The organism is Streptomyces solicavernae (assembly GCF_029968095.1).
GTDB classification, from domain to species: domain Bacteria; phylum Actinomycetota; class Actinomycetes; order Streptomycetales; family Streptomycetaceae; genus Streptomyces; species Streptomyces solicavernae.
Map to the genome: position 1 here is coordinate 118058 of NZ_JASCIR010000018.1, position 19231 is coordinate 137288.

General features: G+C 70.5%; 19 protein-coding genes. 7 read left to right on the top strand and 12 right to left on the bottom strand.

The genetic code is table 11. The features are described 5' to 3' along the window. The first annotated feature begins 87 nt into the window (after window positions 1-87). Window positions 88-801 carry a TerB family tellurite resistance protein gene (locus QIS99_RS20910; protein ID WP_282515094.1) on the top strand — a complete coding sequence of 238 codons (714 nt, stop codon included), beginning with the start codon at window positions 88-90 and terminating at the stop codon, window positions 799-801. Window positions 802-908: 107 nt separating this feature from the next. Here QIS99_RS20910 and QIS99_RS20915 read toward each other — a convergent pair whose 3' ends face one another. From QIS99_RS20915 to QIS99_RS20935, 5 genes are all read right to left on the bottom strand, one after another. Beyond that, the gene (locus QIS99_RS20915; RefSeq protein ID WP_282515095.1) at window positions 909-1853 is read right to left on the bottom strand and encodes a dihydrodipicolinate synthase family protein; all 945 of its coding nucleotides are present in this window, start codon (window positions 1851-1853) and stop codon (window positions 909-911) included. Continuing rightward, window positions 1850-2887, bottom strand: coding sequence for an oligopeptide/dipeptide ABC transporter ATP-binding protein (locus QIS99_RS20920; RefSeq protein WP_282515096.1), 1038 nt, complete (start codon window positions 2885-2887; stop codon window positions 1850-1852). The genes QIS99_RS20915 and QIS99_RS20920 overlap by 4 nt, the downstream gene beginning before the upstream one ends. Before the next feature lie 97 nt (window positions 2888-2984). Beyond that, the gene (locus tag QIS99_RS20925) at window positions 2985-4976 is read right to left on the bottom strand and encodes a dipeptide/oligopeptide/nickel ABC transporter permease/ATP-binding protein (protein WP_282515097.1); all 1992 of its coding nucleotides are present in this window, start codon (window positions 4974-4976) and stop codon (window positions 2985-2987) included. Further along, complete coding sequence (locus QIS99_RS20930; RefSeq protein WP_282515098.1) at window positions 4973-5932, bottom strand: ABC transporter permease; 960 nt, start codon at window positions 5930-5932, stop codon at window positions 4973-4975. The genes QIS99_RS20925 and QIS99_RS20930 overlap by 4 nt, the downstream gene beginning before the upstream one ends. Window positions 5933-5983: 51 nt before the next feature. Further along, the gene (locus QIS99_RS20935; RefSeq protein ID WP_282515099.1) at window positions 5984-7609 is read right to left on the bottom strand and encodes an ABC transporter substrate-binding protein; all 1626 of its coding nucleotides are present in this window, start codon (window positions 7607-7609) and stop codon (window positions 5984-5986) included. A gap of 288 nt (window positions 7610-7897) precedes the next feature. Between QIS99_RS20935 and QIS99_RS20940 the strand changes: the two genes are divergently transcribed. Together QIS99_RS20940 and QIS99_RS20945 are read left to right on the top strand one after the other, a co-directional pair. Next, entirely contained in the window at window positions 7898-8638 is a 741-nt protein-coding gene (locus tag QIS99_RS20940; RefSeq protein ID WP_282515100.1) for a FadR/GntR family transcriptional regulator, read from the top strand. Next, the gene (locus QIS99_RS20945; RefSeq protein ID WP_282515101.1) at window positions 8635-10560 is read left to right on the top strand and encodes a beta-galactosidase; all 1926 of its coding nucleotides are present in this window, start codon (window positions 8635-8637) and stop codon (window positions 10558-10560) included. The genes QIS99_RS20940 and QIS99_RS20945 overlap by 4 nt, the downstream gene beginning before the upstream one ends. A gap of 26 nt (window positions 10561-10586) precedes the next feature. Here the strand turns inward: QIS99_RS20945 and QIS99_RS20950 are convergent, their stop codons facing one another. From QIS99_RS20950 to QIS99_RS20960, 3 genes are all read right to left on the bottom strand, one after another. After that, on the bottom strand, window positions 10587-10901 hold the full coding sequence (locus QIS99_RS20950) for a hypothetical protein (RefSeq protein ID WP_282515102.1): 315 nt from the start codon (window positions 10899-10901) through the stop codon (window positions 10587-10589). Between the two features lie 89 nt (window positions 10902-10990). Continuing rightward, entirely contained in the window at window positions 10991-11188 is a 198-nt protein-coding gene (locus QIS99_RS20955; RefSeq protein WP_282515103.1) for a DUF397 domain-containing protein, read from the bottom strand. Further along, window positions 11170-12003 (bottom strand): helix-turn-helix domain-containing protein, encoded by an 834-nt coding sequence (locus tag QIS99_RS20960; protein WP_282515104.1) that lies wholly within the window; start codon window positions 12001-12003, stop codon window positions 11170-11172. The genes QIS99_RS20955 and QIS99_RS20960 overlap by 19 nt, the downstream gene beginning before the upstream one ends. Before the next feature lie 82 nt (window positions 12004-12085). On the opposite strand from QIS99_RS20960, the gene QIS99_RS20965 reads away from it, so the two are divergent. The 3 genes from QIS99_RS20965 to QIS99_RS20975 are packed head-to-tail and all read left to right on the top strand — an operon-like array spanning window position 12086 to window position 14026. Further along, window positions 12086-12331 carry a hypothetical protein gene (locus tag QIS99_RS20965; RefSeq protein WP_282515105.1) on the top strand — a complete coding sequence of 82 codons (246 nt, stop codon included), beginning with the start codon at window positions 12086-12088 and terminating at the stop codon, window positions 12329-12331. 43 nt (window positions 12332-12374) lie between these two features. Continuing rightward, a complete protein-coding gene (gene recO / locus QIS99_RS20970; RefSeq protein ID WP_282515106.1) occupies window positions 12375-13124 on the top strand; it encodes a DNA repair protein RecO in 750 nt (249 codons plus the stop codon). Window positions 13125-13183: 59 nt separating this feature from the next. After that, window positions 13184-14026, top strand: a complete 843-nt coding sequence (locus QIS99_RS20975) for an isoprenyl transferase (protein ID WP_282515107.1) — start codon at window positions 13184-13186, stop codon at window positions 14024-14026. 67 nt (window positions 14027-14093) lie between these two features. Here the strand turns inward: QIS99_RS20975 and QIS99_RS20980 are convergent, their stop codons facing one another. From QIS99_RS20980 to QIS99_RS20995, 4 genes are all read right to left on the bottom strand, one after another. Next, on the bottom strand, window positions 14094-14504 hold the full coding sequence (locus QIS99_RS20980; protein WP_282515108.1) for a Fur family transcriptional regulator: 411 nt from the start codon (window positions 14502-14504) through the stop codon (window positions 14094-14096). Window positions 14505-14567: 63 nt separating this feature from the next. Beyond that, entirely contained in the window at window positions 14568-15500 is a 933-nt protein-coding gene (locus QIS99_RS20985) for a metal ABC transporter permease (RefSeq protein ID WP_408909596.1), read from the bottom strand. Next, window positions 15500-16288 carry a metal ABC transporter ATP-binding protein gene (locus QIS99_RS20990; RefSeq protein ID WP_282515109.1) on the bottom strand — a complete coding sequence of 263 codons (789 nt, stop codon included), beginning with the start codon at window positions 16286-16288 and terminating at the stop codon, window positions 15500-15502. Before QIS99_RS20990 ends, QIS99_RS20985 begins: the two co-directional genes overlap by 1 nt. A 164-nt stretch (window positions 16289-16452) precedes the next feature. After that, window positions 16453-17442 (bottom strand): metal ABC transporter substrate-binding protein, encoded by a 990-nt coding sequence (locus tag QIS99_RS20995; protein WP_282515110.1) that lies wholly within the window; start codon window positions 17440-17442, stop codon window positions 16453-16455. Between the two features lie 149 nt (window positions 17443-17591). Here QIS99_RS20995 and QIS99_RS21000 point away from each other — a divergent pair, with 149 nt between their 5' ends. Beyond that, window positions 17592-18971, top strand: a complete 1380-nt coding sequence (locus QIS99_RS21000) for a glycine--tRNA ligase (protein ID WP_282515111.1) — start codon at window positions 17592-17594, stop codon at window positions 18969-18971. The last annotated feature ends 260 nt before the right edge of the window (window positions 18972-19231 follow it).

Here is a 19231-nt window from a genome sequence, read left to right on the forward strand (position 1 = left end):
GCTGTTCAAGGTGCTGACGCCGCAACACCAGTGTGGCTAACATCACGTCAATACGGCGACGTTGCCGAGTTGTTACGGAGGTGCGGCGTGCTGCCAGGCCTGGGACGACGTGTCGGGGAACCACGTATCTGGGGGATCCGCACCGCATGGACCACCGTCGGCGACGGGGAGTTCTTCTGCCCCGGCTGCGGCGGCGACCGCAACTACCAGCGCCGCACCGGCCGTCGACGCTTCATCGTGCTCGGCCTTCCGCTGCTCGCGCGCGGTGTCGCCGGACCGGTCGTCGAGTGCGTGTCCTGCGCGGGGCGCTTCGGCACGGACTGCCTCGACCATCCGACCACCGTGCGGTTCTCGGCCATGCTCAGGGACGCCGTGCACACCGTCGCCCTCGCCGTCCTCACCGCGGGCGGCACCGCCTCCCGCACGGCGCTCGACATCGCTGTCGGAGCGGTGCGCTCCGCCGGGTACGTCGACTGCACCGGGGACCAGCTGAGCTCCCTGGTCGACGCCCTCGCCGCCGACACCGGCCGCGTCACGACCGGCGACGGCCCCGTGGAGAGCCCCATGGACGACGCGGGCGTCACGCTCGCCATAGAGCTCCACGAGTCCCTCGACCCGCTCGCCCCCCACCTCGCCCCCGCGGGCCGCGAGTCCATCCTCCTCCAGGCGGCCCGCATCGCCCTCGCGGACGGCCCGTACACCGCGGCCGAGCGGGAGGTGCTGGCGACGGTGGGCCATGCGCTGACGATCGGGGCGGACGAGGTGGAGCGGGTCCTTGAGTCGGCGCGGATGCCGTCGTAGGGCCGTCAACTCACGCCTGGGGCACGGGTATCGGCGGTCTGGCGCAGCGATCGATTTCCGGCGGTATGCGGTGGGGGAGCTGGGGGAGTCCTAGGCCCTGACACGGCCTAGAGCAACCCGGCCGCCGCCAGATACTTCCCGACCTCGCCCACCTCCTCCGGCGACAGCTGCACCTGCGGCACCGCGGTGGCCGGGCAGGCGATCACGCCCCGCAGATGCAGCGCCGCCTTGAACGCGCCGAGGGCCGAGGACGAGCCGCCCATGCGGGACGGGGCGCCGACTCCGGTCATCCTGAAGAGCGCGCACAGGCGCTCCTGTTCGGCCCTGGCCCGGTCCCAGTCCCCGGCACGACAGGCCGTGTACAGGCGTACATATCCTTCCGGGTCCACATTGCCGAGGCCGGGGACGACACCGTCCGCGCCCATCGCGAGCGCCGCGTCGACCGTGAGTTCCGCGCCGGTGAGCACACGGAAGCCGGTGATGTCCGTACGGGCACGGGCGGCGAGCAGCAGCTCGCGGAAGGCGCCCTCGTCGCCGCTGGAGTCCTTGACGCCGGCGAGCGCGCCTTCGGCGGCCAGGCCGAGCAGGAGGTCGGCGGGGAGCTTCGTGTGCACCGAGACCGGCAGGTCGTACGCGAACACCGGGACCGGCGACGCGGCGGCCAGGGTGCGGAAGTGCGTGACGATCTCCGCCGGGTGCGTGCGGGTGTAGAAGGGCGCCGTGACGACCACCGCGTCCGCGCCCGCCGCCGTCACGGCGTCCACGTGGTCCCGTACGCGAGGGGTGGCCATGTCGATCGCCCCGGCGAGGACGGGGAGTTGACCGGCCACGTGGGCGACCACCGTCTCGACGACCGTACGGCGGTGGCGGTCCGGGAGGTACGCGGCCTCGGAGGACGAGCCGAGGACGAACAGGCCGTCCACCCCCGCGCCCGCCAGGTGGTCCACGAGCCGGACCAGTGAGCCGACGTCCACCTCGTGCTCCGGTGTCAGCGGGGTGCAGACAGGGGGGACGACACCGGTGAGCGAGGCCTCAGAGGTCGGACGGGTCATGGAGCCTCCTGTGTCACGGCCGTGGCGGCGGCCTGGGTGACGAGTTCGTGGGTCGACTGGCCGTCGTCCACGGGGTGGTGGCAGCGGAAGCGGTGGCCCGGGGTGCCCGCTTCGGACGCGGTGAAGTCCGGCATGCTCTCCGCGCACTCCGCGTCCGCCTTCCAGCACCGCGTACGGAACGGGCAGCCGCTCGGCGGACGCGTCGCGGACGGCACCGGGCCGATCAGCGGGATCGGGTCGATGGGGTCCAGAAGGCCCGGCGTCGCCGAGAACAGGGCGCGGGTGTACGGGTGGCGGGAGCGGGTGACCTCGGCGGCGGGGGACTCCTCGACGATCCGGCCCAGGTACATGGTGATGACACGGTCGCTCATCCGCCGCACCGTCTGGATGTCGTGCGAGACGAAGACCAGGGCGAGGCCCAGGCGCTCCTTCAGGTCGAGGAGGAGGTTGAGGATCTGGGCGCGCACGGAGACGTCCAGGGCGCTGGTGGGTTCGTCGGCGACGACGAGGCGGGGGCTCAGGGCGAGGGCGCGGGCGATCGCCACCCGCTGGCGCTGGCCGCCGGAGAGCTGGCCGGGCAGCCCGTCGGCGAGCACCTCGGGCAGGCCGACCAGATGCATCAACTCCCGTACGCGGGCCTCGCGTTCGGCCGGAGTGCCGCGGCGGTGGACGTCGAGCGGGTCGCGCAGGATGCGGCGTACGGTCAGGCGGCGGTTCAGGGCGGTCGACGGGTCCTGGAAGATCATGCCGGCGCCGGTGCCGACCGCTGCGCGGCGCTCGGCGGGGGGCATCGTCCAGAGGTCCTTGCCGCCGAACTCGACGGTGCCGGTGGTGGGTTTCTCCACGCCGACCAGGACCTTGGCGAGGGTGGACTTGCCGCAGCCGGACTCGCCGACGATGCCCACTGTTTCGCCGGGGGTGAGGGTGAGGCCGGCGGCGGTCAGGGCATGCACGCGGTCGCGGGAGAGGATTCCTCCGGAGCGGGCTCGGTGTTGTACGTGGACGTTCTTCAACTGGGCCAGTGGGGCCGTCACTTGGTGCCTCGCCTTCCTGCCGGGGGTGGGTTCTCCCCGCCCCGCCCCTTCCCGAAAGTCCTGCGGACGGCTCCGGAGGCTGCACCCCGGGCCCCGCTCACCGCACCCTCTCGCTTCCCCTGGGCTCCGGCGCCGCCAACGCGATCGCCGGATGATGGCAAGCCACCGCATGGGCGCGGGACGGGCCGCGCAGGGCCGGAGGAGTCGTACGGCACACCGCCTCCGCAAGCGGGCACCGGTCCGCGAATCTGCAGCCCGCCGGGAAGTCCGCCGGCGACGGCACCACACCCCTGATCTGTGTGAGGCGCTGCGCAGCGGACTCCAGGGACAGGACCGAGCCGAGCAGGCCGCGGGTGTAGTGGTGGGCCGGGGCGGCGACCAGGTCCGCGGTGACGCCCGTCTCCACGATCTGGCCGCCGTACATCACCACCACCCGGTCCGTGACGTCCGCGACGAGCGCCAGGTCGTGCGAGACCAGGATCAGGGCGAAGCCGAGCTCCGCGCGCAGCCGCAGCAGCAGCTCGATGACCTGGGCCTGGACCGTCACGTCGAGCGCCGTCGTCGGCTCGTCGGCGACGATCAGCTTCGGGTTGCGGGACAGGGCCATGGCGATCAGGACGCGCTGGCGCTGGCCGCCGGAGAGTTCGTGGGGGTAGCTGCGCAGGGTGCGCTCGGGGTCCAGGCCGACGAGCTCCAGGAGCTCCACCGGCGAGCGGGCGCCCCCTCGCCGGACCACCTGCTTCAGCTGGGCGCGGATCGTCATCGACGGGTTCAGGGACGACAGCGCGTCCTGGTAGACCATCGCCATGTCGTGGCCGAGCAGGCGGCGCCGCGCGCTCATCGGCAGGTTCGTCAACTCCTGCCCGTCGAAGGCCACTCGGCCCCGCACCCGGGCCCCCTTCGGCTGCAGCCCCATCACGGTGAGCGCGGTCAGCGACTTGCCGCAGCCGGACTCGCCGACCAGGCCCAGGACTTCACCGGGGCGTACGTCGAAGCTGATGCCGTCGACGATGTCCGTACCGCCGTGCCGGGCGTCGAAGCCGATCGCGAGGTCGGTGACCTCCAGGACGGGCGGCCCGGGGGGCAGCGGGCGGGCGCGGGCGCGCAGGCGGGCGGCCGCCTCCGTCAGGCCCGGGAGCTGGGGCACCTTCCCGGTGCCCGGCTCGGCGGCCTCCAGCTCGTCCTGCGTACGGGCCCGCCGGGAGGGCACGTCACGGGCGGCCGGAGCGGCCCACGCGTCCGAGACGCCCTCGGAGAGGACGTTCAGGGCGAGCACGGTGACCAGCATCAACAGGCCCGGGAAGACGGTCGCCCACCAGCCTCCCGTGAGCACCATGTTCTTGCCGTCGGCGATGACGCTGCCCCAGGACGGGTCGGGCGGTGCGACGCCCGCGCCGATGAACGACAGCGAGGCCTCGAAGACGATTGCCTCGGCGACCTGCACGGTGCAGAACACCAGGATCGGCGCGGCACAGTTGACGGCCACGTGCTTGAGGACGATGTGCGGGGTGCGGGCGCCGATGACCCGCTCGGCCGTCACGTAGTCCTCGCCGTACTGGTCCAGCACGTTGGCGCGGACCACGCGGGCGATCGGCGGGGTGTAGAGGAACGCGATGGCGAGGATCAGGACCGGGATGCTGCCGCCGAACACCGCGATGAGGACGGCCGCGAGGGCGATGCCGGGGAACGCCATGACGATGTCGAGGCAGCGCATCATGAACTCGTCCACCGACTTGCGCGAGGTCGCCGCGACCGCCCCGAGGACCGCGCCCGCGACCAGGCCGAGCAGGGTCGCGCCGAGCCCGATGACGAGGGAGAGCCGCGCCCCGTACATCAGCCGGCTGAGGATGTCACGGCCGAGGCTGTCCTGGCCCATCCAGTGCGCGCCGGACGGGCTGCCGGTGCCGTCGGCCATCGGGGCCTGGTCGAGCGGGTCGTGCGGGGCGAGCAGCGGGGCGAGGACGGCCGTCAGGACGACGACGCCGATGACGGCGACCGCGACCCGGGACAGGACCGGCAGCCGGCTGAGGCCGCGCAGCCGGAGGCCGGGCCGGGACAGCGCCTGAGCCAGGTGCTTTCGACTTCTCACGCGGCGCTCCTCAACCGGGGGTTGACCAGGAGGTACAGGATGTCGATCGCCAGGTTCACGACGACGAAGCCGAGGGCCGTGGTGATCACCACGCCCTGGACGACGGCCGGGTCGCCGTTCTTCACGGCCGTGATCATCAGGTTGCCCATGCCGGGAAGGGCGAAGATCGTCTCGGTGACGACCGCGCCGCCGAGCAGATAGCCGAACCGCAGGCCGAGCACCGTCAGCGGGTTGATCAGGGCGTTGCGCAGCACGTTCCGCCCGACCACGACGACCGGCGGGAGCCCGCTGCCGATCGCCGTGCGGACGTAGTCCTTGTCCAGCTCCTCCACGACCGCGGTCCGTACGATCCGGGTGAGCTGGGCGGCGACCGGCAGGGACAGGGCGAACGCGGGCAGCGTCATGGTCTTCAGCCAGCCGGTGAACGAGTCGGCCGGGTTGACGTACCCGCTGGTCGGGAACCAGCCCGCGCCCACGGCCAGGTACTGGATCATCAGCAGCGCCAGCCAGAAGCCGGGCGCCGCGACGCCCGTCAGGGACAGGAGGCGGATCAGCTGGTCGGGCAGGCGGTCGCGGTAGATGGCCGCGGTGACGCCGAGGACCAGGGAGAGCACCACCCCGATGCCGAGCCCCAGGAACGTGAGCTGCATGGTGAGCGGCAGCGCGGTGCTGACCTGGTCGAGCACCGGCGCCCGGGTGAGGACGCTGATGCCCATGTCGCCCTGGAGCAGATCGCCGACGAACGCCACGTACCGCACCGGCAGCGGGTCGAGCAGGCCGTGCTCCTCCCGGAAGGCGTGCAGTTGCTCCGGGGTGGGGTTGGCGCCCATGAAGAACGCGGCGGCCGGGTCGATGTCCGAGAACCGCATCACGAGGAACACGAACAGCACGATGCCCAGCATCAGCGGGACGAGCAGGGCGATGCGGCGGGCCAGGATCCTGGCGATCTGAACCATACGAACGTCCCTCGTCGCAAGGTCGGTTGGCTTGGTCGGCTGTCCCAGGTCTCAGCCGGCGGGTTTCGCCTGCAGCAGGTTGATGCCGGGATAGGGCTGGGCGCGGACGCCGGTGAGCTTGTCCGGGTCCCAGGCCGTCATGAGCTCGTTGTGGACGACCGGGTAGATCACGGCGTTCTCCGCGACGACGTCGATGTACTCCTGGACCATCGCCTTCTTCTTCCCGGCGTCGGCCTCGCGCGTGGCCTGGTCCATCATCGTGAACAGCTTCTTGGCCTCGGAGTTCTCCGCCCAGCGGGCGTACGTCATCCAGAGGTTCTCGGGACCGTAGTTGTAGTGCATGATCAGGTCGGCCTCGACGCCGAACTGGTTCGGGTTGGAGGCGGCCGCGACGACCTGGAAGTCCTTCTTCTGGTCGAGCTTGGTGAACAGGGCGGCGGTCTCCTGCGGTGCGAGGGTCGTCTCGACGCCGATCTTGCGCCAGGACTCCTCGATGGTCGGCAGGCAGTCCATGATCCAGCTGACGTTCACGGCCATCAGCGTGACCTTCAGCCCGGTCACCCCGGCCTCCTTGAGGAGCTGCCGGGCCTTCTCCGGGTCATACGCGTAGACCGTCTTCGCCGGGCGGTACGAGGGGTTGCCCTCGTCGAGGAAGGAGGTGGACGCCTTGCCGTGGCCCCTGAGCGCGGCCGAGATCATCTTGTCCCGGTCGACGGCGTAGTGCAGAGCCTGCCGGACGCGGACGTCGTCGAACGGCTTGTGGGCCGTGTTGAACATCAGGAACAGATGGTTCATCCCGGCGCCGCCCTCGACCTTCAGACCGTCCTTCTCCAGCTGGGCGATATTGGCGTACGGGACGTTGTCGGCGATCTGCGCGCCCGCGCCGTCGCCGGAGATCTTGGCGACCCGGGGTGCGGCGTCCACGATCGTCAGCCAGTTCATCTTCTTGAACGCCGCCTTGCGCGGCCCGTTGTACTCCGCGAACGCCTCGAAGGTGGTGTTGGACTTGGAATGGTGCGCGGTCTGCCGGTACGGGCCCGAGCCGACGGCGAGGCCCGTGATCGCCTTCTTCCAGGCGCCCGGCTTCGAGAAGACGTGCTTCGGCATGATCTTGGCGAGAGTGAGCCGCGCGGCGCCGTCCGGGAACGGGAACTTGAGGACCAGCTCCACGGTCTGCTCGTCGACCTTCCTGGCCTCCTTCAGCCAGGACCGGAAGAAGCCCTGGGCGAGGGACACGGTGTCCGGGTCGAGGATGCGGTCGAAGGTGAACACCACGTCGTCGGCGGTGACCGGCTTGCCGTCGTGCCACTTCGCGCCCGCGCGCAGCGTGAACTGCCAACGCGTGGCCGAGTCCAGGTTCTGCGGAATCCCGGTGGCGAGCGCCGCGTAGGGCTCGCGGCTGATCGGGTCGGTGTCCAGGAGGCCCTCGTAGATGTGGTGGTTGGCGGCCATCGAGAACGCGGACGCGGTCTGCGTCGGGTCCCAACTGCCGTCGTTCCCATAGCCGATGACCGCGGTCAGGGTGTCGAGGCCGCCCTTGCCGCCGCCGGTGGTCGACTGGGGGCCGGCCGAGCAGGCGGAGAGGGTCGTGGTGATGGCTGTGGCCGCGCCGATGGCGCCGGAGTACTGGAGGAAGGACCGGCGGTGCAGCGCCCGTCCGTAGGTCGCGTCGCTCACGGTGGCTCCAAGTCCCGGGGAAAAGTGGGGCGTTGAGAGTGAGGCGTTGAGAGTCAGGCGTTCGGAGTGGGCGGTGAGAGATCCCACGTCCTACGTCTAGGGGGGTAGCGCGACCATAAGAGGGGCGCGGTGGCCGGTCAAGAGATCGCGCAAGGATCGGCCCGAGGGGCCTCCGGGGCGCCCCCGTGCCGCCCCCGCGCCGTCCCCGAATCGTCAACGGGGCTCTTCCGTACGAAGTTTGCTCCCGACGTGGGACGTGGGACGTCCCGCGGCCTTACGCTGTCCCGCATGTCCGAGGAGCCAAGGAACACGAGGCAGGCCGCTGCCGGGGAACGGCGCGTGGGCACCCAGATCCGGCGTGACGTCATGCAGCTGATCCTCGACCGCAGACTTCCCCCCGGCGCCCCGCTGCCCACCGAGGCGGAGCTGATGGAGAGCCTCGGCGTGAGCAGAAATTCCGTACGCGAGGCGCTGAAGGCGCTCCAGGCCCTGGACATCGTGGAGATCAGACACGGCTACGGCACGTACGTCGGCCAGGCCTCGCTCACCCCGCTCGTGGACGGCCTCACCTTCCGCACCCTCGCCGGTGTCGCCGACGACCACGCCGCGCTCACCGAGATCCTGCAGATCCGCGAAGTCCTGGAGGAGGGCCTGATCCGGCGCGTCGCGGACGGCATCGGGGACGACGGGCTGGCCCGCCTTGAGTCCATAGTCGGCCGGATGGAGGGGGCCGCCCGCGCGGGCGAGGCCTTCCCGGACCTGGACCGCACGTTCCACGAGACGCTGTACGACACACTCGGCAACGCCCTGGTCCCGCAGCTCCTCGCGGCGTTCTGGAACGTCTACCACCGCGTGGCGAAGGTGCGCGGCTGGACCAGCGACCCGGCGCCCGCGGTCACCGCCTGCCGTCACCGGGACATCCTCACCGCCCTGCGCGCGCGGGACGTGGCGGGCGCGGAGCGGGCCATGGCGGACCACTTCCGGGGCATCGAGGCACGCTCGGGACAAGCCACACTGGGGGTCAGGTGAACGCACTGCACGACGGGCCGGACCGGCTCGCCCACTTCTACGACAAGCTCGGCTCGCTCGCGTACGGCGGGGACTACAACCCCGAGCAGTGGGGACCCGAGACGCACGCCGAGGACACGGAGCTGATGCGCGAGGCGGGCGTCAACCTCGCGACCGTCGGCATCTTCTCCTGGGCGAAGTCCGAACCCGCCCCCGGCGCCTACGACTTCGGCTGGCTCGACGCCCACCTGGACCGCCTCGCGGACGCCTCGGTCGCCGTCTGCCTCGCCACGATGACCGCGTCACCGCCGCCCTGGCTGGCCCGGCTGCACCCCGAGACCCTGCCGGTCATGGCCGACGGCACCCGCCTGCACCCCGGCTCGCGCCAGCACTGGTGCCCGTCGAGCCCGGTGTTCCGCGCGCATGCGACCCGGCTCGTCGAACAGCTCGCCAAGCGGTACGCGGACCACCCGGCGCTCGCCCTGTGGCACATCGGCAACGAGTTCGGCTGCCACATCTCCCGGCACTGCCACTGCGAGGTGTCCACGGCCGCCTTCCGCCGCTGGCTGCGCGCCCGCTACGGGACCCTGGACGCCCTCAACTCGGCCTGGTCCACGGACTTCTGGTCGCAGCGGTACGGCGACTGGGAGGAGATCCACACCCCGCGCACCGCCCCCTCCTTCCGCAACCCCACCCAACAGCTGGACTACCTCCGCTTCTCCTGTGACGAACTCCTGGACTGCTACCGCGCGGAGAAGTCCGTACTGGACGCCCTGACCCCAGGGGTGCCCGTCACGACGAACTTCGTCCCGGTCGCCAAGACCCTGGACCTCTTCAAGTGGGCCCGCGAGCTGGACGTCGTCTCGTACGACTCGTACCCGGACCCGCACGACCCGGACTCCGTCCACGAGGCGGCGTTCTCGTACGACGTGATGCGGGGGTTGAAGGACGGCCGGCCCTGGCTGCTGATGGAGCAGGCCCCGAGCGCCGTCAACTGGCGTAGCCGCAACGGCCGCAAGCCGCCCGGCCGGATGCGTCTGGACAGCTGGCAGGCGGTGGCGCACGGCGCGGACTCGGTGCTGTTCTTCCAGTGGCGGCAGTCCCGCGGCGGCGCCGAGAAGTTCCACTCGGCGATGGTGCCGCACGGCGGCCGCGAGACCCGGATCTTCCGCGAGGTCACGGACCTTGGCGCCGAACTCTCCGCGCACCCGGACCTGTTGGGCTCGGTCCCGGAGCGGGCCGAGGCGGCCCTTCTCCTGGACTGGCCGAACTGGTGGGCCCTGGAGCAGGACGCCCACCCGAGCACCGACGCCCGCATGCTGGACACGGCCCACGCCCACCACCGGCCGCTGTACGACGCGTCGGTGCCCTGCGACGTGGTGCCGGTGGACCGCGGCTTCTCGCCGTACAAGCTGCTCCTGGTCCCGAACCTGTACTCGGTCGAGCGGGCCACGGCGGACCGCCTGAGCGCCTATGTGGCGGGCGGCGGCACCCTCCTGATGTCCTACTTCTCCGGTATCACCGACACGCACGACCGCGTCCACCTCGGCGGCTACCCGGCCCCGTTCCGGGAACTGCTCGGCCTGCGCGTCGAGGAGTTCGACCCGCTGCCGGAGGGCGCCGCGCTGCGGTTCGGCGGGGGCGGGGAGGGCACGCTGTGGTCGGAGGAGCTGGCCCTGGAGGGGGCGGCGCCGATACTGACGTACGCCGACGGCCGCCCCGCCGTCACCCGGCACGCCTTCGGCGCGGGCCACGCCTGGTACGTGGGCACCCGCCCGGACCCGGTGACGATGCGGGCGATCCTGGACCGGGCCCGCCTGGACGCGGGCGTCCGCGCGCCGGACCTTCCGGAGGGCGTGCAGGTCCGTACCCGCGTCACGGCCGGAGGCCGCAGGGTGCGGATTCGCCTGGACCACCGGGCGGGCACGGTGAGCGTCAGCTGACGGCCACTGAGCGGGCACGGTGAGCGTCAGCTGACGGTCGCGGTGGCGAGCAGATCCCCGGCGAGTACGAGGACGACGCCGCCGACGATCAGACCGAGACCTCGCCGGGTCCGCCCCCGCCGGGCGAGCACGACGGCACCCGCACACACGAGCACCGCGACCACGCACGGCACGCCCCACGCCCCGAACGGCACCCCGCGCGCCACCCGCAGCCACACAACGGCGGGCCCGAGCAACGCGATCACCGCCCCGGCGACGGCCACGCCCCGCCTGGCGGCCCGCGCCCGCTGCAACTGCCCCAACGCATCACTCTGGTACGGCTGTTCACCCCGTTCGGCCATGAGGCCGAGGGTAACGCCGCAGGGGGTGAGTGTGGGGAGCGTGCTCGGACTCGACACCCGTGCAGCGCACGGGGAGCTCCCGGTAGCGGTCAGGCCTTGACCGCCTCGATGAACTCCGCCCAGCTGCGGGCGGGGACGAGCAGTACGGGGCCGTCGCCGCTCAGCTTCGTGTCGCGTACGGGGACGATGCCGGGGAGGTTTTGGGCGACCTCGACGCAGTCGCCGCCGTGCTGGTCGCTGTAGCTGCTCTTGTGCCAGTGAGCATTCCTCAGGTCGTACTCGCGCATCGCCTGTAGTCCTCCGCCGCCGATTCGATCAGAGTCAGGGACGTCTCCGGCGGTAGCGCGACAGCCCTGAGCAGATCGTACTCCTCCCGTACGCGCTTCACCACGGCTGGATCATCGAGCAGCGTTCCTGAACGCACCCCCTCTGTATAGACAGTTGGCGGGGCGTCCTCGAACTCCATGAGCTTCATCATCTTGCCCATGAAGGGGTAGGAACCGGCCGAGAACGGCACCACCTGAACGAGGATCTTGTGCTCGCGGGCCATGCGCGCGACGCGGTCCAACTGGTCTGCCATCACGGCGGGACCGCCCACGGCGACCCGCAGCACGGATTCGTGCAGCACAGCCCAATACATCGGCCGTGTAGCGTCCTCCAGGATCAAGCCCCGGTTGCTGCGGAAGCGGACCATCTCCTCGATGTACTCGTCCGTCGCCAACGGGTTGGCCGTCCGCATCAGGGCTCGCGAGTAAGCGGTCGTCTGCAACAGCCCGGGGATGACCGCAGGCTCGAAGTCGCAGATCTTCACAGCACGCCGCTCCAGTTCCGCCACATGCTCGAAGTAGTCGGCGAAACCCTGCTCCTTGATCAGCTTCTTCCACAATCGCTCGAAAAAACCCCCGGTTTGTAGTACCTCATCAATCCGCTGCGCCACATCCAATTGTGGCTTGCGGATGGCCTGTTCGAACTGGCCGATGTATCCGCCGGACACGAACACCCGATGTCCCAACTCCGCCTGCGTGATTCCGGCGTCCTCGCGGCGGCGCTTCAGCTCTTCGCCGAAGTACTCCCAAGCCGCATGCCGTCGAGCATTGGCCATGGCTCAACCTCCCTGCTCTGCGCGGTAGTTGTAGGGGTCCGCGCTCTTACGAACTGTAGCCACGGGAGCGCACGCTGTACGCATGAACAGCGAAACGAAAAATGAGAATGGTCGGCACGCCCTCGAATGCCTGAGGGAAGCCGACGAAGCCGTACTTGAATTGCGTACCGCATTTGCCAGGGTCGGAATCGCATTGCCGTCGCTCCGCCTCGATCCGATCTCGTACGCGCGGGAGGCGCCCTGCCCGCTCGTGGAATTGGGGCGGTGTTCCGTGGAGACCGCACTGCGGATCGCGGCCGCGCTGCCGAAGCCGGGGGAACGGGCCTGACCCGGAGGCCCCGGCGCCGCGGCCCGTACGCGACAATGAACGCATGAGCCTTTTCCGTGACGATGGGATCGTCCTGCGCACCCAGAAGCTGGGCGAGGCCGACCGCATCATCACGCTGCTCACCCGCGGGCACGGGCGCGTGCGGGCCGTGGCGCGAGGTGTGCGCCGTACGAAGTCCAAGTTCGGTGCGCGGCTCGAACCGTTCTCGCATGTGGACGTGCAGTTCTTCGCGCGCGGCAGCGAACTGATCGGCCGCGGCCTGCCGTTGTGCACGCAGAGTGAGACGATCGCCGCTTACGGTGGCGGGATCGTGACCGATTACGCGCGCTACACCGCCGGTACGGCGATGCTGGAGACCGCCGAGCGGTTCACGGACCACGAGGGCGAGCCGGCGGTGCAGCAGTATCTGCTGCTCGTCGGCGGGCTGCGGACGCTCGCGCGCGGGGAGCACGCCCCGCATCTGGTGCTCGACGCGTTCCTGCTGCGCTCGCTCGCCGTGAACGGGTACGCGCCGAGCTTCGTGAACTGCGCGAAGTGCGGCATGCCGGGACCGAACCGGTTCTTCTCGGTCGCGGCGGGCGGAGTGGTCTGCGCCGAGTGCCGGGTGCCGGGAAGCGTCGTACCCTCTGCGGAGGCCATCGGCCTGCTCGGCGCCCTGCTGACCGGGGACTGGGCGACGGCGGACGCGTGTGAGGCGCGGCACGTCCGGGAGGGCAGCGGGCTCGTGTCGGCGTATCTGCACTGGCACTTGGAGCGCGGGCTGCGCTCGCTGCGGTACGTCGAGAAGACCTAGCGGTACGTCGAGAAGACCTGGCAGGACCCAGGAAGAGTTGCAGGGGAGCGAGTAACCACATGGCACGACGCGGGATTCTGGGCGGCCGGGCGCGGCGCGAGTACAGGGCGCCTCAGCCGCACCCGTCGGGGGCGCGGCCGCCGAAGCTCCCCGGGGAGCTGGTGCCGGGCCACGTCGCCGTCGTCATGGACGGCAACGGGCGGTGGGCGAAGGAGCGGGGGCTGCCGCGCACCGAGGGCCACAAGGTGGGCGCCGAGCGCGTGCTGGATGTGCTGCAGGGCGCGATCGAGATGGGCGTCGGCGCGATCTCGCTGTACGCCTTCTCCACCGAGAACTGGAAGCGGTCGCCGGACGAGGTGCGCTTCCTGATGAACTTCAACCGGGACTTCATCCGCAAGACCCGTGACCAGCTCGACGAGCTGGGTGTGCGGGTGCGGTGGGTCGGCCGGATGCCGAAGCTGTGGAAGTCGGTCGCCAAGGAGCTGGAGATCTCCCAGGAGCAGACCAAGGACAACGACAGGCTGACGCTGTACTTCTGCATGAACTACGGCGGCCGCGCGGAGATCGCCGACGCGGCGCAGGCGCTGGCGGAGGACGTGAAGGCGGGGCGGCTCGACCCGTCGAAGGTCAGCGAGAAGACGTTCGCGAAGTATCTGTACTACCCGGACATGCCGGACGTGGACCTGTTCCTGCGGCCGAGCGGGGAGCAGCGCACGTCCAACTATCTGCTCTGGCAGAGCGCGTACGCGGAGATGGTCTTCCAGGACGTCCTGTGGCCGGACTTCGACCGGCGCGACCTGTGGCGGGCGTGCGTGGAGTACGCGCAGCGGGACCGGCGGTTCGGGGGCGCGGTGCCGAACGACGAGCTGGAGCGGATGGAGCGGGAGATGCAGGGGCGGTAGGTTCACCCTCTCCGGAGGAGCGGATGTCCGGGGGCGGAGCCCCCGGGAGCCTCAGTCCCCGGGAGCCTCAGCCCTTACCGGCCGCCGCGCACTCCGCGCACGTACCGAAGATCTCCACCGTGTGGGCCACGTTCACGTACCCGTGCTCGGCGGCGATCGCATCCGCCCACTTCTCCACCGCAGGCCCCTCGACCTCGACCGCCTTGCCGCAGGCGCGGCACACCAGGTGGTGGTGGTGTTCCCCGGTGGAGCAGCGGCGGTAGACCGACTCGCCGTCGCCGGTGCGCAGCACGTCGACCTCGCCGGCGTCGGCGAGGGACTGCAGGGTGCGGTACACCGTGGTCAGGCCGACCGAATCGCCCTTGTGCTTGAGCATGTCGTGGAGCTCCTGGGCGCTGCGGAACTCGTCCACCTCGTCCAGGGCAGCCGCCACGGCGGCTCGCTGCCGGGTCGACCGGCCGCGTACGGGCGCTGTCACTGGGACCTCCTCACGTCGCTGCCGGGCCATTGTGCCAGGTTGGCCCGGAACGTAAGGCATGCCTTACGTGACCCTGACATTGTCCTCCGCCTGCCGGGCAGGCGGAAGCGTGCACTCCAGGCCGTCCAGGGAATCCGCGGAGCCCGCGGCCTCCGCGGCCTCGGCGGCGGCCGTGCTCCGCGCCCTCCTGCGCGCGAGCGGCGCCGCGAGCAGGGCCAGGACCAGGAACACGGCGACGGCCAGGAGGACGATCGCGGCGCCGGACGGGGCGTCCACGTAGTACGTCGCGGCCGTACCGGTCAGGGACACGGTGACGCCGATCGTCATGGCGAGCGCGAGTGTCGTGACGAAGCCGCGGGTGACGCGCTGCGCCGCCGCGACCGGGATCGCCATCATCGCGCTGACCAGGAGCAGGCCCACGATGCGCATGGCGACCGTCACCGTCACCGCGGCCGTGACCGCGATCAGCAGGTTGAGCAGCCGCACCGGAAGGCCGGTGACCCGCGCGAACTCCTCGTCCTGGCAGACCGCGAACAGCTGCCGCCGAAGCCCGAGCGTGATCGCGACGACGAACGCCGCGAGGATGCAGATGGCCGTCACGTCCTCGGGCGCGACCGTGGTGATCGAGCCGAAGAGGTACGTGTTGAAGCTGGCCGTCGAGTTCCCGGGGGAGAGGTTGATGATCATGACGCCGCCGGCCATGCCGCCGTAGAACAGCATCGCGAGCGCCACGTCACCGCTGGTGCGGCCGCGGGAGCGGACCATCTCCATGCCGACGGCGCCGAGGATCGCGACCAGAGTGGCCATCCACACCGGGCTGGTGTTCATCAGGAAGCCGAGCGCGACACCGGTCATCGCGACGTGCCCGATGCCGTCCCCCATGATCGCCTGGCGCCGCTGCACCAGATAGGTGCCGATGGCGGGCGCGGTGAGGCCGACGGCGGTGGCCGCGAGCAGCGCCCGCTGCATGAATTCGTAGTTGAGGATCTCCAGCATCAGCTCAGCAGCCCCGTCCGGATCGGCTCGACGGCGTGCGCCGCGTGCGGGTGTACGTGGTCGTGGCCGGGGAGGGCATGCTGGCCGACGGCCTTCGGGGGTGGGCCGTCGTGCAGTACGCAGCCGTCGCGGAGGACGACGGCACGGTCGATCAGCGGCTCAAGGGGCCCGAGTTCGTGCAGGACGAGCAGGACGGTGACGCCCGCGGCGACCTGGGCGCGCAGGGCGGCGGCGAGCACCTCCTGGTTGGCGAGGTCGACCCCGGCCATCGGCTCGTCCATGATCAGGAGTTCGGGTTCGGCGGCCAGGGCGCGGGCGATGAGGACGCGCTGCTGCTGCCCGCCGGAGAGGGCGTTCACGGAGTCCTTGATCCGGTCCGCCATGCCGACCAGCTCCAGGGCGCGCAGCACGGCGGCCTTGTCCCCGCGTCCGGGCAGGCCCATCTTCGTACGGGCGAGACGGCCGGAGGAGACGACCTCGTGGACCGTCGCCGGGACACCGGAGGCGGCGGTGGTGCGCTGCGGTACGTACCCGATCCGGGACCACGCGCGGAAGCGCTTCAGCCCGGTGCCGAACAGCTCCAGCGAGCCGCCGCTGAGCGGGACTTGGCCGACCACCGCGCGTACGGCCGTGGACTTGCCGGAGCCGTTCGCGCCGAGCAGGGCGACGACCTCGCCGCGGCGCACGGTGAGGTCGACGGCGCGCAGCACGGGGCGCGAGCCGAGGGTCGCTCTGGCGCCTGCGAGGGATATGACGGGTTCGCGACCCTCGGGTTCCTGGTCGTTCATGGGCGTCTCCGTCTCCGTCTCCGTAACCGTCTCGGCCTCTGCCGGTGCCTTTGCTGCTGCCTGTGCCTGTGCCTGTGCCTGTGCCTGTGCCTGTGCCTGTGCCTGTGCCTGTGCCTGCGCCTGTGCCTGCGCCTCTGCCTTTGCTGCCGCCGCCGTGAGCAAGGTCACTTCGCGCCGAGCGCCGTCTTCAGGGCGGCCAGGTTGGCGCGCATGACCTCGATGTAGTCATCGCCCTTGGACTGGTCCGTGATTCCCTCCAGCGGGTCCAGGACGTCCGTCTTCAGGCCCGCGTCCCCGGCGAGGGTCTTCGCGGTCTTGTCGCTGGCGAGGGTCTCGAAGAAGACCGTGGAGACCTTCTCCTCCTTGGCGATCTGCTGCAGTTCCTTCATGCGGGCGGGGCTCGGCTCGGCCTTCGGGTCGATGCCGGTGACGCCCTCCTGGTCCAGGCCGTACCGCTCGGCGAGGTAGCCGAAGGCGGTGTGGGAGGTGATGAAGGTCTTGGTGGTCGTGTTCTTCAGGCCCGCCTCGAAGTCGTCGTCCAGGCCCCGAAGCTCCTTCGCCAGGGCCGCGGCGTTCTTCTCGTACTGCGCGGCGTGGTCCGGGTCGGCCTTCGCGAGGGCCTTGCCGACGCCCTTCGCGGCCTCGGCGTACTTCAGCGGGTCGAGCCAGAAGTGCGGGTCGGTGGCCTCCTCGCCGGAGGCGGGCTCCTCGTGGCCGTGGCCGCCGTGGTCGTGGCCGTCGCCCGCGGAGTGCAGGTCGAGGTCGGTGAGGCCGGCCGCGTCGACCTTGTTCCCGACCGGGGACTGCTCGACCGCCTCGTCCACGGCGGGCTGCATACCGCCGAGGTAGAGGACCATGTCGGACTCGCCGAGCTCGGCGATCTGCCGGGGCCCCAGCTCCAGGTCGTGCGGCTCGATGCCCGGCTTCGTCAGGACGTCCACACTGACGTGCTTGCCGCCGACCTCCTCGGCGAGGAACTGCATCGGATAGAACGACGCCACCACGTCCAGCTTCCCGCCGTCCTTGCCGTCGGCGGCGTTCGAGCTGCCGCAGGCGGAGAGGGTCAGGAGGCCGAGGGCTGCGGCTCCGGCGACGGCGGAAGCGCCTATTCGGGAGCGGGAGCGCGAGCTGGAGCGCGAGCGTCGTACGTTCATGACACCCATTTTCATCAAAGATGGAAACGGTTGTCAACAAAGGTCAGGCTGGTGCATAGCCGGTACAGAGAGGGACCGATTTGGTCCGGGGGTGGGCAGCGCCGGTAACCTGAATCAATTCCGCTGCCGTCTGTACCGAAGAGAGCACCGTGGCCGCCGACAAGATCGACACCATCGTCAGCCTGAGCAAGCGCCGTGGCTTCGTCTATCCCTGTAGTGAGATCTACGGCGGCCAGCGTGCCGCCTGGGACTACGGGCCGCTGGGCGTCGAGCTCAAGGAGAACCTCAAGCGCCACTGGTGGCGCTACATGGTCACGTCCCGTGAGGACGTCGTCGGTATCGACTCGTCGGTGATCCTGGCGTCCGAGGTCTGGCAGGCCTCCGGCCACGTCGCCACCTTCACCGACCCGCTCACCGAGTGCACCTCCTGCCACAAGCGCTTCCGCGCGGACCACCTGGAGGAGGCGTTCGAGGCCAAGCACGGCCGCCTGCCCGAGTCGCTTGCCGAGGTCAACTGCCCGAACTGCGGCAACAAGGGCCTGTTCACCGAGCCCAAGCAGTTCTCCGGCCTGCTCTCCACGCACCTCGGCCCGACCCAGGACTCCGCCTCGGTCGCTTACCTGCGCCCCGAGACCGCCCAGGGCATCTTCACCAACTTCGCCCAGGTCCAGCAGACTTCGCGCCGCAAGCCGCCGTTCGGCATCGCGCAGATGGGCAAGTCCTTCCGGAACGAGATCACTCCGGGCAACTTCATCTTCCGCACCCGTGAGTTCGAGCAGATGGAGATGGAGTTCTTCGTCAAGCCGGGTGAGGACGAGAAGTGGCAGGAGTACTGGATGGAGCAGCGCTGGAACTGGTACACCGGCCTGGGCCTGCGCGAGGAGAACATGCGCTGGTACGAGCACCCGGCGGAGAAGCTCTCCCACTACTCCAAGCGCACCGCTGACATCGAGTACCGCTTCTCCTTCGGCGGCTCCGAGTGGGGTGAGCTGGAGGGTGTTGCCAACCGCACCGACTACGACCTGTCGGCGCACGCGCAGGCCTCCGGCAAGGACCTCTCGTACTTCGACCAGGAGGCCGGCGAGCGCTGGACTCCGTACGTCATCGAGCCCGCGGCCGGTGTCGGCCGCGCCATGCTGGCCTTCATGCTCGACGCGTACGCCGAGGACGAGGCGCCCAACGCCAAGGGCAAGATGGAGAAGCGCGTCGTGATGCGCCTCGACCCGCGCCTGTCGCCGGTCAAGGTCGCGGTGCTGCCGCTGTCCCGCAACCCGGAGCTGTCGCCGAAGGCGAAGGGCCTGGCGTCCGCGCTGCGGCAGAACTGGAACATCGACTTCGACGACGCGGGCGCCATCGGCAAGCGCTACCGCCGCCAGGACGAGATCGGTACGCCGTTCTGCGTCACGGTCGACTTCGACACCCTCGACGACAACGCGGTGACCGTGCGCGAGCGCGACACCATGAAGCAGGAGCGCGTCTCCCTCGACCAGATCGAGGGCTACCTCGCTGCGCGGCTGATCGGCTGCTGATTTCGCCTGTACGCGCGCGAAGGCGCCGGGTCCGCTGCGTGCGGGCCCGGCGCCTTCGGCGTTTCCCCGTACCCGCCCTGCCGGGGCGCCCCGACAGGGGCGCGGGGAACTGCGCGACCAGCCACGACGAAAGCAGCACCCGAAGAACAGCGCCGCAGGCTCTCGGGAAAAGCGCCGCAGGCGTTCGCAAAAAGGGGGTCTGGGGCGCAGCCCCAGGTCCCGAGCCCCGGACCAGGGTGCCGGGACGGCCGACGTAAGAC